Here is a 14,136-nt window from a genome sequence, read left to right as displayed (position 1 = left end):
ATATTAAACCACATTTATTACGAGTTTATTCTGAAAACAAACTGCTGACTTATTTTGGATGTCGGCTTTGGAGATTTCCCGGAATTACTGTAAGTGTTTAAGTTGACATTAGGCATAGTAAGGTTAGGAATATCAACAGCATTTTTCACACCTGTTCTTAAGAAATCAATAATAGTTTTAGCTAAAGCCTTCGATGCTAAATATGGTACGCCATTACCAATAGTTTTAAACATATTCGTGAGCGACATATTCTCTGGAAGTACAAAATTTGCAGGCAAAGATTGTATGGCTAAAGCTTCCGCCACAGATATTCGCCGGATTTTATAGGGATGCAAATGTACTTCATTATTTCCATAGCAGGCTGTCGGAGAGTAACGCCATCTGTGCAGACGCTTGAAAGACTTTTTAGAATCATCTCCTTCATTAATAGCAGCAAATCTTGTGATCCCTGCCCTTGGTTGAAAACAGTTTTTAGCATTGGGATGGTTCAACACGTTATTTTTTCTAAACCAGTATTCAACTGTTAATTCTTCAGGGACGCCATCAGGACAAGGTATGATGGAATTTTCTTGGAATGGTTCGCACTTTCGCCAAGGATAAGCAAAAACATTTCTTTGATGATATAAAATATGATTTTCCCAAGGAAAATATGCCTCAGATAGTAAATTTTCACTACCGACTTTTATTCCTCTATCCTGGATAAAATTATTTCGGAAACCAATGAGAAGAATTCTTTCTCTATCCTGGGGTACACCATATTCGATAGCATTAATTAACCGCTCTGTTAATATATAGCCTGCTTCCAGTAATTGTTGCTTGAGTGATTCAAAAAATAAACGGTGCTTTCTCGTTCTCCACAACCCCTTAACGTTCTCAAATAAAAAGAAATCTGGAAGATTGCGGCAAATTAATTCAACGTAAGAAGCGGAAAGCTTGCCATTATCTCCTAAACGTCCTCTATTTTTGCCGCCAATAGAAAAATCAGGACAGGGAGGCCCGCCAATGAAGCCCACAATATTATTAGATTTGCGGCAGTCTTGTACTAACTCCCGGAGGTGTCGTGTTTGTAAACCTTCGAGAAGTTGGGTTACGTCTCCTGCTTCTTTGTCATGATACCCGTATTCTGGCAATGGGAGATTGAGAACCTGCCGTGAATAGCGGTATGCTGCCATGAATGAGGAAAAAATTTCATTGACGTAAACAATATTAAAACCACTGGTTTCAAAACCTAAATCTAGGAATCCTGAACCAGCAAAAAAGGAGAAAATACAAGGGCGATCGCTCATTGAATAACTAATATTGTGAAACGGTCTTAATTAATATCGATAAATATCGGGTTTATACTTACGTACCAATTAAAAACGAACACTTAAAATAGTGCTCAGGATAGTAAAAAAGATTCACAGATTCCCTAAGTATTTCATATCCAAGTTTACTCAATCTTTAAGGAAAATCCCTGACATAAAAAGAGTCTGAAGTCACAATTAAATATAGGAGTTTCCAAACTCTAAATGATCTTTAAGACAAATATTTGTCCTTAAATAAAAAACCGGGTTACTTCGGACTAATTTTTTATGCGGATTTTAATTTACTCCTACAACTACTATCCAGAGCCAATTGGTATTGCCCCACTGATGACCGAGTTAGCAGAGGGACTAGTGAAGCGTGGGCATCAAGTGCGCGTAGTCACCGCTATGCCCAACTACCCTGAGCGTCAAATTTACCAGGAATATCGGGGCAAGTGGTATGTCAACGAATACAAAAATGGCGTTCAAATTCAACGTAGTTACGTTTGGATTCGTCCCCAACCCAACCTATTAGATCGGGTATTACTAGATGCTAGTTTCGTTGTCACTAGTTTTGTGCCTGCCCTCATCGGTTGGCGCCCAGATGTTATTCTCTCAACATCGCCATCTTTGCCAAGCTGTGTACCAGTCGCTCTTTTAGGATGGTTACGCGCTTGTCCTATAATCTTAAATCTACAAGATATATTACCAGAAGCAGCAGTCCACGTCGGTCTACTGAAAAATAAATTGCTTATACAGTTATTTACAATGTTGGAAAAATTTGCTTACCACACTGCCAATAAAATTAGTGTTATCGCCGATGGGTTTGTGGACAATTTGCGAGCTAAGGGCGTAGAAGCTAACAAAATTGTGCAAATTCCCAACTGGGTTGATGTAAATTTTATCTGCCCTTTGCCTAGAGAAAATAACCCTTTCCGCGCAGCACATAATCTGAATGGCAAATTTGTAGTACTTTATTCTGGTAACATTGCCCTAACCCAAGGCTTAGAAGGCGTCGTCAAAGCTGCTTCTGAGTTGCGCCATATCCCAGATATTGTTTTTGTCATCGTTGGAGAGGCAAAAGGTTTACAGCGATTGCAACAGGAATGTCTAAACTGCGGCGCAGATAATGTTTTGCTACTGCCATTTCAACCCCGCCAACATTTGCCACAAATGTTAGCAGCAGCTGATGTTGGCTTGGTGGTGCAAAAGAAAAATGTTGTATCCTTCAATATGCCGTCAAAAATTCAAGTGCTACTTGCCAGTGAAAGGGCCTTAGTTGCCTCTGTCCCTGACAATGGTACAGCCGCAAAAGCCATCAGGCAAAGTGGCGGCGGAGTTATTGTTCCTCCAGAAGATCCTCAAGCTTTAGCAATGGCAATTTTAGATTTGTACCAAAACCCCGAAAAAGTCAAAACTCTGGGTTATAAAAGTCGTCAATATGCTATTGACAACTATGCTTTTGAGCAAGCTTTAAATCAGTATGAGTCGTTGTGTTACTCATTGACGGTAGATCGTAGAGCAATTCAGTCCACAAGAGTTGCAGTATCGAGAGCAGAAAGCCCATGAGGATGTAACCAACTCAGAAAGTCGCAATTCTACCCTCACTACCTAAATAGCAACAGATTTTGAGGGTAGTTAACTAATTCTGGGGGTTTAAGTCAAGAGCAATTGTATTGTAGTTTTTAGTAGACAGCCGAAAGTATAGATGTGACGTTACCTGCAAATTATTAGTACAGCATAGTGGAAAGAATTATCCAGAAAACAGCAAGGCATTAGCTTCTGACCGGAGGCGGAGTGTCTCCAGCTTTGCTCAATCTCTCTCACCTGCTACCTGATTTTAATCGAGAGTTTTCGTCTTAGCTGACTACTGAAAGTATTCCACCTCTTTGAGAGTAATTAGGTGAGTTACTTCGTTCCTCGTAACTGGAGTTTTGTTCCGTTAGAATACCACCTTTTTACCGAGTTTTTGGATAACGTAGGTATGTCGAGAAAAATCTTCATACCAGCCTTTTTTTTCTTATACCCTTTTGGGACTTCCAGCGCATAAAGCCTAATTTCACTGGTTTGCAGTAACGGTGATTCAAGTAGTGACTTAGACGAGAGTTATCCATAAGGACTTACTCATGGGACACCACTTTTAGGCTAGTAGCTCTTTTTGCTTTTATCCCCGCTTCACCGATTGAGGGTTAGTCTCTATAGTGGGAGATATGTATTTTCACTCCTACGTATATAATATAGGGCTTGTCGTTTTCTAGGGTACTTACGCTCACTTGTAAGGTTATGAAGTTGTCATCTACAAGGGATTAAAGTGCGAACTCAATCCTAATGAATTACCCTGTAAAAGCCAGTCATCCCTCGATTGCTCGGTTTCGACTGAACGAATCGCACTTGAAAAGCTGCATAATAACCATCCGCAACTGCTGATTGCTGATGTCGAAATATAAACAGCCAATTATCAAACCAGCTTCCATAGACACCTATTTTTTTGTTAGTATTCAAAAAAACCTATTGACACATTTTCAGATCAATTGTTTGTTATTTGTAAGTAAATGTAAACAATTGTTTCAAAAGAAAGAAAGCACATGAGGTTTAATGACTGATTATTTCCAAGGAAATTTCCCATTACAATCTGTCCCACTGACAAAAAGTGTGGTAAAGAGCCATGCCCAAACTGAAGAGACGAGCGGAAAATTAGCTGCAACGATAGCAGAAGCTGCATCAGACCGCAAAGCGGGTGAGATTTTATTGCTCAAAGTAGCAGAGGTATCTTACCTGGCTGATTACTTTGTGATGATGACTGGCTATTCTAGGGTACAAGTAAGGGCGATCGCTCAAGCAATTGAAGGAAAAGTCGAAACTGAATTGCAACGGCGTCCCATAAGGACAGAAGGAAAAGTCGAGGGGAGTTGGGTACTACAAGACTATGGTGATGTGATCGTTCACATCATGATGCCCAAGGAACGGGAGTTTTATAATTTAGAAGCGTTCTGGATTCATGCAGAGCGTATTTCCCTTTCAGAATCTGATGAGGGTGAGGGTAAGCCAACATGATTAGGTCTTCGGTTTCAAATTGCCCAGTTCCCACAGACCAACAACCGCTCAATGAGTATGAAGAGTTAAAAACTTCCTGGCTGTTTCGTGATAGCACTTTAAATTGGCGCAAGTATATCACGAAAATTGTTTGGATTTGGAGTTTATCTTGGCTGGTAGCAGGACCAGTAGCTGCGGCAAGTTTTCCTCCCCACAAGTATATTGCACATTTTATCCTTTGTGGTGCAGCAGGAGCGAGTGTCGGAGTAGTGCTGGCACTGGTAAGGTTGTGCTTAGGCTGGTTTTACGTGTGCGATCGCCTTTGCAGTCCCACAGTATTTTATGAAGAGTCCGGCTGGTATGACGGCCAAACTTGGACGAAGCCACAGGAAGTCCTTAACCGCGATCGTTTAATTGTGGCATACGAAATCAAACCTATTCTGCGGCGGTTACAATTTACCGTTGCTGGCTTGGCGGGAATGTTCGTTATTGGTACGATAGTTTGGCATTTGTTTTAAAAGTTAGGAGTCAGGAGTTAGGAGTGATTAATGAAGAGTCGTGAGTAGCGAGTACTGTGTACTGAGTTAAAAAACCGCCTACAGGGGGCGGGGGTATACCGAGAGCCTCAAAATGAAGTACTTTTTACTTTACTCAGGACTCAAAACTCACCAGTGAGTTTGGTTAATAATTCATAATTCTTAACTCCTAACTCCTAACTAAAAAAAGGTGATAAATATAAACCCATGACAATGGGAAAACGAACTCAAGCCACAGCACTGGAAGTGCGGTTGCTGCGGGAAGGTATTATTGAATCCAAGCATATAGTCCAGGCTGTTGTATGCGACGAACGGGGACGGGTTCTAACCGTAGCCGGAAATTCTGAAACTGCTACATTTATTCGTTCAGCGCTCAAACCATTTCAGGCACTCGCAGTCACCACCACGGGTACACTGGAGCGCTATAACCTCAGCGATCGCGACTTAGCAATTATCACAAGTTCCCACAAAGGAAGAATAGATCAAGTCCGACAGGTATTTAATATCCTTTGGCGGGCTGATCTTGACCCGACTATACTCCAGTGTCCAATTCCTGAAGGTAAACGCAGTCCTCTGGAGTACAATTGCTCTGGTAAACATGCGGGAATGTTAGCCGTTTGTCAGCAGCGCCATTGGCCCTTGAATAACTACTTGGATCGCAAGCACCCAATACAGCAATTGATTTTGGGCAAAGTAGCAGAGTTGCTGCGAATGCCAGCTGAAGAATTTATCAGCGCTCATGATGACTGTGGCGCACCAACTTATCTGATGCAACTCGGTCATATGGCGTCTTTGTATGCGTTGCTAGCCTCTAGTACCAATTTGGATATGGAGCGCATCGTCCGTGCTATGACTCATCACCCCGCTATGGTAGCAGGAGATGGAGAATTTGATACGGAACTGATGCGCTTAACTCCAGGGGAACTGGTCAGTAAAGCTGGTGCCGAAGGAGTGCAGTGCATTGGTAGACTCGGTGAAGGCATGGGATTGGCAATCAAAGTCATGGATGGGGCAAAACGGGCAAAACATGCCGTTGCTATTCACTTACTCCAACAAATGGGTTGGATTAGTCCCAGCGCCGCCGAAAGCCTCTCAGAAAAGTTTGTGACTTTGGGAAAATACAAGCGTTTAGAAGTAATTGGAGAATTATCATTTTTGTAGTTGCCAAACTCTTGACTATAGGTTATGCTATAAAAGTTAAGAGCGACGCGGGATAGAGCAGCCTGGTAGCTCGTCGGGCTCATAACCCGAAGGTCAGTGGTTCAAATCCACTTCCCGCCACCAAATAAAAAATAAAACAAAACCCTCCAATCAATAAAGATTGGAGGGTTTTGTTTTATTTTGATCTATTCTGGAAGAAATAGCCATCCAAAAAGCGCGGAGAATCATGGTTGTGAAGTTGCAGCGACCAATTTTAGTGGGAGGATTGGGACTGTCCTTCTCCCTGTGGATGTTACAAAGTTGGCACGATTCTATAGTGCAGGTGGGTGAGTTTGGTTTATTGAGTGCTTTAGCTGTAGGCGGTGGTTTGTGGTTATTCCAGCAAAATCGCCCGAAAGATAGTTTAGAGCAGCTAGATGGTATGCTCGTGGATCGGGCGACTGGGGAAAGTGCGATTTCTATTGCTGAAGCCGTAATAAACCAACTGGCACAAGAAGCAGAAAACCATCTAGCATTAGAGACACTCAGAGAACAAGTTGCCCAATTATTGTTGGAATTAGACAGGCAAGAAATTAAAGTGGCTGTGACTGGCGGTAAATCCGTAGGTAAAAGCACTTTAATTCAAGTGCTACAAAATGTAGAGACACGAAATTTAGTGTCTTTACAAGAGACAGCACCTTTATTTAGAGAAGTAAGTGACAATTCAGATGCAGCTATTTTGGCAGAAGTGGGAAAATCTGATTTTGTTCTGTTCCTGACAAACGGTGATTTGACAGACTCAGAATTTCAAACCCTACAGCAGCTAAAAGCAGCAAATCAGCCCACAATCCTGGTTTTCAACAAACAAGACCAGTATTTAACCGATGAAAGCGCCAGCATCTTTAGTCAATTGAAACAGCGGATGCAGGGAAATGTAGTTGCAACTGCGGCCTCTCCCATTGCCATCAAAGTCCGAAAGCATGAGGCTGATGGTTCTGTGCAAGAGTGGATGGAACAACCAGCACCAGCTATCCAGCAGTTAACGCAGCAGTTGGATCAAGTTTTGGCACAGCAAGGACAACGGCTGGTTTGGCTAACTACCATCAGAAAAGCCGGATTGTTGAAAGCTGAGGCGAAAAACTGGCTCAATGGAACCAGACGCGATCGCGCCACCCCAATTATTGAACAATATCAGTGGATAGCTGCTGCTGCTGCCTTTGCTAACCCAGTACCAGCCCTTGACATTCTGGCAACTGCGGCAATTAATGCTCAAATGGTAATGGATTTGGGTAATATCTATCAGCAGAAGTTTTCCCTAGAACAGGCGCAAACCGTAGCTGGAACAATGGGAAGTTTGATGTTGAAACTGGGTTTAGTTGAACTTTCTACAAAGGCGATTAGTACCGTTCTGAAAAGTAATGCCGTTACCTTTGTTGCTGGTGGTGTGGTGCAGGGAGTAAGTGCAGCTTATCTGACTAGGGTAGCAGGGTTAAGTCTAGTTGAGTATTTCCAACAGCAGGAAATAGCGATAGATTCCGGGACTGGTTTAAATTTGGAGAATTTGCGGCAAACTTTGCAAAAGGTATTTGGGCAAAATCAGCAAATTGGTTTTTTGCAGGGATTTGTTAAGCAAGGTATGAAGCGCTTGTTGCCAGAGGTGCAGCAGGTTGAATTAGTAACTACCCAGAAGGCTGTGGGTTAAGTTCACCCAGAGGCGCAGAGTTTTTCTTTGCGCCTTTATATAAGGCTAAAAAATATGGTAATAGTTGCGACTCTTGTTTTGAAGATAGGTAAATCATGAAAATGCCTTATCTTACCAACCCAGAAGGTGTTTTTAACAAAGATTTGTTAGAAACCATTGGTATTGTCTAAAGTCTAATGTAGCTTGGGGAGCAATAACACCAAAACGTCCTAGTACTGAGTGGTTTATTTATCCTGATAGGTATGGCATCATTAAAGATCAGCGCAAAAGTTATCTATCAGGTAAAACTTATTACATATATCCATCTTATTGTGTGCCAGTTGAAAGAATAATCAGTAAAGACGAAGTTATTGAATATATTAAACAATTATCCAGCCTTTAATTTAGAATGTGTGATCGCCCTTGTATTTTCTCCTTTTTTGCTGGTTCAGCTTTCCTAGATTTAGGTTTTGAAACCAGCGCTTTTAATATTGTTTATGTCAAAGACATCTTCTCACAATTCATGCCAGCATATTGCCATTTATGCAAGGATTGACTTTTTAACTTGTTAAGCAGAGGATGACACTTACATGGTGCTGTAAACCTAAAATTTACCCAAGCCTAAAATAGGCTTGGGTGTATTTAATAATTCTCGTGATTGGGAGTTACCGAAAAATTGTGAATAAAGGTAGTTAGCTAAACAGCACCACTGTTTCTCTTAAACAGAATAGCTATAGTTTTGAAAATTAGCTTTAAATCGTACACCAAACTCCAATTTTTTTGATACTGCAAATCCAAGCGAATTACATCTTCAAAACTACGGACTGTAGAACGCCCATTTACTTGCCATTCGCCAGTCATTCCGGGTTTAACATCTAAACGTTGCCACTCCGGTACTTCATAGCGTTCCACTTCATCAGGTGTAGGTGGTCGGGTGCCTACTAAACTCATCTCTCCTTTGAGGACGTTCCAAAATTGGGGTAGTTCATCAAAACTCGTTCGCCGTAAAAAGCGCCCTACCTTGGTAATTCTGGGGTCATTCTCATTTTTGAAAAAGGCACCTTGCACTTGGTTTTTGACTTCAGATTTCTTCGCTTCCGCATCCACACACATGGAGCGGAATTTCCAAATTTTAAATCGCTTCCCCATCCAACCACAGCGGGTTTGACTAAAGAAAATGGGCCCGGGATCATTAATTTGAATAGCGATCGCAATCGGAATAAATAAAACTCCTGTAATTAATAAACCGATCACTGACCCTACAATGTCTAATAACCGTTTCATCCAAGATGCTACAGAAGGGTGAGTAGTGGGTAACTGCTCTACTTTCCGGGAAGTTGTCTTCCGAATATCTACTAAGTCTTCTTGTTCTATTAGCAATGCCTCATCCACAAGCTCTAAAGGAAAAACCTGATCCAATCCTGTGAGTTTTAGGACTCCCATTACCTGAGGTGTTACATTCCGCAGTGTTAATGCAATCCCTTTAGACTGAGCGTATTTAAAATTACTTACCAGAGCACCTAAACCACTACTATCTATAAAAGTAGTTTGGTGAAAGTCAATAATGATTTGCTTAGGATGTGAATTGGGTTGGATTAAGCTTTGGCAGGTTTGTTTAAAACCTAAAGCCTCCAGCACGCTCAACCGCGTGGGCACCTGCATTATAGCCGTGTCATTTAGGGAATTAACTGGAAAATCGACCTCTGTCGGTTGGCTAGTCATGAAGCTTTGCACTTTCGTTGCCATGTATAATGTAATCTACCAAACATTATTTTGTCCTATAAAATTACTTAATCTAATATTGGAATCAGTAGTAATAAGGACTAATTGCTATTTACCGGGGCTGAGATTGGAGATCGCTAGCGACGATTCACAATAAAACAAGAAGCCAAAAAACATCCTTGCTGTTGTGCCAACGCAGCGCGATCGCGTTGCTCTGATCAAATGATTCCTAAAACTACGGTTACACCTACTGCACGGCTAGTTGAGGTCTTTTCTGCCATTCAAGGGGAAGGACTGAATGTAGGGACGCGTCAGATATTTATTCGTTTTGCTTTGTGTGATTTGCACTGTCACTTTTGTGATAGTGCCCACACTTGGAATGCACCTGGTACTTGTCGGATAGAGCGATCGCCTGGATTGCGCGACTTTGAAATCCACTCTAACCCTGTCCCATTACCCATATTAATCGAATGGGTGGAACAGCAAAATCTACCTTGTCTACACGATAGCATTAGCTTAACTGGAGGCGAACCACTTCTTCATGCCCCATTTTTAATGCAGTTTCTCCCCCAAGTGCGAGCCATAACTGGTCTACCTATATACTTAGAAACTGGCGGACATCGCCCAGAACAACTGGCGATGATTCTCCCCTACTTAGACTCTGTAGGTATGGATTTCAAATTGCCCAGTGTCAGCGGTGAAAGTCATTGGCAAGAACATGCTAAATTTCTCCAATTATGTCATGAATCATATTTAAATGTTTTTGTCAAGATAATTGTGTCTCAAAACACAGATCCAGCCGAGTTGGAACGTTCAGCTTTGCTGGTGGCAGAGGTTAATCCAGATATCTCAGTATTTTTACAACCTGTTACGCCTTTGGCTGCATCTGAACAATTCTCCCCAATACCTGTACTTGCCCCTACGGCTGATCAAGTTTTGACGTGGCAAGCTTTAATGAAGCGGTTTGTCAAGCAAGTGCGTGTGATCCCTCAGACGCATAAAATGCTGAACCAGCTGTAAAATTTGAGTTTGATAAAGATCTAGTCAAGAAAAAAGTAAGATTTTATGAAATAGTCATTGAGCTGCTGCTAATCAGGGAGGCAGCAGCCCCCTCAATAAGCAATCTAGTTATCTCAATCAAAAGAACTTTAAGAGGTTTTACGCAGTAAAACCGTCCCTCTGGGAGTCGGAGAGAGAAAGACTTGAACTAAAGATTCAAGGCAGGGAGAGGTTCCTCGAACTCATGTTGATTTAGGTATTTTGTGGGGTGGGCAATACCCACCCAACCTACTTTCTGGTTTCTACAGTGCGCCCTCATCTGAAGTTTTGGATTTACCTTTTGCCTTATTGGCACTGCGTTTGAGGGCAGAGAGTCTTGCTTCGTATTTCGACCGTTGGCGCTTACTAGGAGTATTATCAATCAGGGTTTTTAAGGCGCTACCTAGACTTTTGTAGGCATTGGGGAGACTATAACCAAAACGAGTTGCTAAGGCGATCGCTTTTTCATCAGCATTTAGCAATTCTCTTAGTTGCTTTTCACCACTATTCTTTTGGTACAGTCGCCACCCTGACACGCCACAAAGCGACAAAGCTAACACCAATAGCAATCCATCTTGTACCCACAATTCGCCTACAGCACCACCTAAACCGATGGCTAGTGCTGCCATTTCCCAACCATCTTTAGGAATTGTGTCATTTTGAATGCGAGCAACTTCATGCCAGAACAGCAGATTACGCTGATCCATTGCGAGGGCATCCCATTTCACCAAGTCAATTTGAATCTCTACCTGGTCTTTACCAATTTCTTCGCAGCGAACCAGGGGTGGATTGACCTCAGTTGTGCCTTCAACCGTGACCCAGCTCTGTAATTCTGGCGGTAGTAAGCCTTTCAACCGCCGGAGTTCACTCATTTCCGCTTTGGCAGAGGAGGTTGCATAGGATGTCATAATATCCAGCCCCAGAAAATTTCAGTATATAGTGAGGGTATCACTTTGGAGTATAGCTATTTAAGTGATGATCCGTCTCAGTCGCCCTTAAAACTTCCTCGCTTTTTTCGCGCTTCCATTGCCTTTTCTAGCAAATCTAGCAATCCTGGAGCTTCTTCTTGGATACTGAGTAACAGTCTTTCCCCAAGTTCTATATTCCCCGGATCAAGACCTGTTGCCATCACTTCTTTTAGGCGAGGTGCCGCTATGCCATCCACAATCTGAATTAACCCACTCAGACAACGGTGAAATTGCTTTTCTGTGAGAATCGAGTCTTCTAAAGGAAACTCAATAATCGCACGGATTTCGCCATCAGATGGGTCATACTCCCATTGCAACATTTTGGTTTCCCAGGAAATGGCAAGCATTGTCTGTAAAATAGCTCCCTTGTGAGGATGGTCTTGGATTCCTGCCAGAACTTGAGGAGCAAATACCCTGAAAAATTTTCCCTCTTCATCCAACTGGACAACTATCAGAAAATCTTCTAGGTTATCAGCTTCCACACCTGTTATAATTCGGTCTTCTTGATCATCAAAACGGTAGTCCCAACCAAGGTTGTCTAAATAGTTGGCAATTTGTTTGAGGTTAGCTCCCATAAAAGCCTCTTAAGGAACGGTGGAGCAGCTATTACCAGACCTAGTTTAACCTGCTAGCACTAGTTATTTAGGTTGGTGTGGCTACTTCTAATCAGATAGAAGTATGCAATTAGGGAATTGGGAATTGGGCATGGGGCACTTGTACTGAGCTTGTCCTGAGCGACGTCGTAAAGCCTGCGGCATAGCTACGCTTAGGGCGCAGCTTCTCCAAGAGTTGGGCGTAGCCGAGGTAAGGGCGGTGTCGTAAAGCCTGCGGCATAGCTATGCTTAGGGCGCAGCCTCTCCAAGAGTTGTATTGGGCATGGGGCATTGGAGATAGGAAAAACAGATGATCATTCTGCGCGGTAAATGATATTTTTTGAAAGACTCTTGCTCATTATTAAAGAAGCGCTAATTGCGTTTTTATAAATTTTATCCAGTGAAGGATATAGAACTAATTTTCTAAAAATTTAATATTATCTTCCAGATTTAATAAATGCATTGCTATCTCAAGTATGGTGGAAGCATATTAAATACAACTCGGAAGCTCAAGCCGAGTTCAGATAATTTGCATTTAGCATCTAAGGCTTTTGAAAATATCGCTAGGATTAAAACCAGGGTTAGTTATGCAGCTGGTGATTTTTCCCCAAGCCTTGCGGGTAATCATTCCACCTTTGAGGAGTCAATATCTCAATTTGACGAAGAAGAATACCAGTTTAGCGATCGCTTCGACTTTAGGCGCTATCACTGGGGGTGTATTCTTTGGCAAGCAACAGTTAACAAAGCGTGGAATTGCTTTGTTTGCTTTCATCATCAATACCACTGATTGGAATTTTGTTCCTAGCTCAAGTAATGCTGCCGTTATTTCTGTCAGCAGATGTGCGTTTGGATCGGGTACTACGAGCAATTGCTGGACTAGTACTATTTAGTGCCGCTTACATTGCAGAAAACGTGCGCGGTGGACTCCAATCAATTCCTCGCGGACAAATTGAAGCAGCGAAAGCATTAGGATTAAATACACCTTTGGTAGTGATATTAATAGTCATTAGTTCTTTGTAAATACAAATGACTAGTAAAGGCGATCACTGCGATCACTTGACGAAAATAGTGGGCAGTAATTCTGGTAAAATTATTAAAAACTTTTGGCACTAAGTAAGATGACGATCATCCTTTCCTCAGACGATTGGGACGAACTGTGGTGTCAACAGAATCAAAATCCTCAAAGCCACAGCATCTTGCTTGACGAATTTGAAACACTCAACGAACTACCTAAATGTCTAGGACTAGGATATTGTCAGGGTATGAAGTTATCTCCGGGTGTATATCTGGAAATTTGTGACTATGAATTTTACAATGATTTCGTGATCAAGACACCCGTCCACAATCATCTAGTGCAATTTGAAATTTTTTCATCTGGATTTATATATTGTGATGAGGTTTATCCGAATTTTGGTGGGAAACGCTTTTATTTATCTGGTAGTGGGATCGCACCTGCTTTTACATCAAAGTATAAAAAATTAGAGCGTTTGACTTGCATTAACGTAGAGATTATACCTGAAGTGTTGGCAGGGTTTTTGCCCAGAGAGACAGAGCAAATTGCTCCCAACTTAAAGCTCTTGATTAAAGAAAACGAATGGAAGACATCGTTTTATCCAGACGTGACTTTAGCAATGCAAGTCACAGTGCAACAAATATTGAATTCTCCGTACCAGGGCGTCACGAGACGATTGTATCTGCAAGCAAAAGTGTTTGAACTTCTAGCAATGCAATTGGACTTGATTTCGGCAGCTCAGGGACAAATTTCGTCTTCAGTACTACTAAAGCCAGAGATGATCGCTCGCATTTACCATGCCAGAGATATTTTACACCAGCGATTTAACAATCCGCCTGCAATGATGGAACTGGCACAACTCGTAGGCTTGAGCGATCGCAAACTTCAAAGGGGCTTTCGAGAACTCTTTGGCACGACAGTTTTTGGTTATTTGCATCACCATCGCATGGAGCAGGCACAGATGTTACTGCGGTACAGAGATATGCAAGTGTCAGAAGTTGCCCATGCTGTGGGCTATTCCCATTTGGGACATTTTACAGAGGCATTTAAGCGCAAGTTTGGCATTACACCGAAGCAGTGTCAATTAGGAAAAAAATCGACGCTCTAGGGATAAAAATTGTCGCTAG

Annotated in this window: 12 protein-coding genes, 1 tRNA gene and 3 pseudogenes; 11 read left to right on the top strand and 5 right to left on the bottom strand. The window is 42.0% G+C overall.

Going from position 1 to position 14,136, the window contains the following annotated elements; translation table 11 throughout:
* Positions 1–17 precede the first annotated feature (17 nt).
* A complete protein-coding gene (locus tag V7K40_RS17840; protein ID WP_334961897.1) occupies positions 18–1,286 on the bottom strand; it encodes a DNA cytosine methyltransferase in 1,269 nt (422 codons plus the stop codon).
* 288 nt (positions 1,287–1,574) lie between these two features.
* Here V7K40_RS17840 and V7K40_RS17835 point away from each other — a divergent pair, with 288 nt between their 5' ends.
* On the top strand, positions 1,575–2,855 hold the full coding sequence (locus V7K40_RS17835; RefSeq protein ID WP_334961895.1) for a glycosyltransferase family 4 protein: 1,281 nt from the start codon (positions 1,575–1,577) through the stop codon (positions 2,853–2,855).
* A 756-nt stretch (positions 2,856–3,611) separates the two neighbouring features.
* Here the strand turns inward: V7K40_RS17835 and V7K40_RS17830 are convergent.
* Complete coding sequence (locus V7K40_RS17830; RefSeq protein WP_334961893.1) at positions 3,612–3,788, bottom strand: hypothetical protein; 177 nt, start codon at positions 3,786–3,788, stop codon at positions 3,612–3,614.
* A 93-nt stretch (positions 3,789–3,881) separates the two neighbouring features.
* Between V7K40_RS17830 and rsfS the strand changes: the two genes are divergently transcribed.
* The 6 genes and pseudogenes from rsfS to V7K40_RS17800 all read left to right on the top strand — a co-directional run.
* Positions 3,882–4,340, top strand: coding sequence for a ribosome silencing factor (gene rsfS, locus V7K40_RS17825; protein ID WP_334961891.1), 459 nt, complete (start codon positions 3,882–3,884; stop codon positions 4,338–4,340).
* The gene (locus V7K40_RS17820) at positions 4,337–4,837 is read left to right on the top strand and encodes a CGLD27 family protein (RefSeq protein WP_334961889.1); all 501 of its coding nucleotides are present in this window, start codon (positions 4,337–4,339) and stop codon (positions 4,835–4,837) included. The genes rsfS and V7K40_RS17820 overlap by 4 nt, the downstream gene beginning before the upstream one ends.
* Positions 4,838–5,062: 225 nt before the next feature.
* A complete protein-coding gene (locus V7K40_RS17815; protein ID WP_334961887.1) occupies positions 5,063–6,016 on the top strand; it encodes an asparaginase in 954 nt (317 codons plus the stop codon).
* A gap of 46 nt (positions 6,017–6,062) precedes the next feature.
* Positions 6,063–6,139, top strand: a tRNA-Met gene (locus tag V7K40_RS17810).
* Positions 6,140–6,242: 103 nt separating this feature from the next.
* Positions 6,243–7,697, top strand: a complete 1,455-nt coding sequence (locus V7K40_RS17805) for a DUF697 domain-containing protein (RefSeq protein ID WP_334961886.1) — start codon at positions 6,243–6,245, stop codon at positions 7,695–7,697.
* Between the two features lie 388 nt (positions 7,698–8,085).
* Positions 8,086–8,211 (top strand): annotated as a pseudogene (locus tag V7K40_RS17800) (modification methylase NmeDIP); the annotation flags it as partial.
* 161 nt (positions 8,212–8,372) lie between these two features.
* On the opposite strand, the gene V7K40_RS17795 reads toward V7K40_RS17800, so the two are convergent.
* Positions 8,373–9,422 (bottom strand): sugar transferase, encoded by a 1,050-nt coding sequence (locus tag V7K40_RS17795; RefSeq protein WP_334961884.1) that lies wholly within the window; start codon positions 9,420–9,422, stop codon positions 8,373–8,375.
* 198 nt (positions 9,423–9,620) lie between these two features.
* Between V7K40_RS17795 and V7K40_RS17790 the strand changes: the two genes are divergently transcribed.
* Positions 9,621–10,418 (top strand): 7-carboxy-7-deazaguanine synthase QueE, encoded by a 798-nt coding sequence (locus tag V7K40_RS17790; protein WP_334961882.1) that lies wholly within the window; start codon positions 9,621–9,623, stop codon positions 10,416–10,418.
* Between the two features lie 281 nt (positions 10,419–10,699).
* On the opposite strand, the gene V7K40_RS17785 is transcribed toward V7K40_RS17790, so the two are convergent.
* Both V7K40_RS17785 and V7K40_RS17780 read right to left on the bottom strand, forming a co-directional pair.
* Positions 10,700–11,344, bottom strand: coding sequence for a DUF3318 domain-containing protein (locus V7K40_RS17785; RefSeq protein ID WP_334961880.1), 645 nt, complete (start codon positions 11,342–11,344; stop codon positions 10,700–10,702).
* Positions 11,345–11,421: 77 nt separating this feature from the next.
* A complete protein-coding gene (locus V7K40_RS17780) occupies positions 11,422–11,979 on the bottom strand; it encodes a hypothetical protein (protein ID WP_334961878.1) in 558 nt (185 codons plus the stop codon).
* 578 nt (positions 11,980–12,557) lie between these two features.
* On the opposite strand from V7K40_RS17780, the pseudogene V7K40_RS17775 reads away from it, so the two are divergent.
* From V7K40_RS17775 to V7K40_RS17765, 3 genes and pseudogenes are all read left to right on the top strand, one after another.
* Positions 12,558–12,686: pseudogene (locus tag V7K40_RS17775) on the top strand (amino acid ABC transporter permease); the annotation flags it as partial.
* A gap of 88 nt (positions 12,687–12,774) precedes the next feature.
* Positions 12,775–13,005 (top strand): annotated as a pseudogene (locus V7K40_RS17770) (ABC transporter permease subunit); the annotation flags it as partial.
* 110 nt (positions 13,006–13,115) lie between these two features.
* On the top strand, positions 13,116–14,117 hold the full coding sequence (locus V7K40_RS17765; RefSeq protein WP_334961876.1) for an AraC family transcriptional regulator: 1,002 nt from the start codon (positions 13,116–13,118) through the stop codon (positions 14,115–14,117).
* The last annotated feature ends 19 nt before the right edge of the window (positions 14,118–14,136 follow it).

Origin of the sequence: Nostoc sp., from assembly GCF_036917195.1 — a bacterium.
GTDB lineage: Bacteria > Cyanobacteriota > Cyanobacteriia > Cyanobacteriales > Nostocaceae > Nostoc.
The sequence above is the reverse complement of the archived record's forward strand: the minus strand, read 5'-3'. Positions and strand labels throughout refer to the sequence as shown.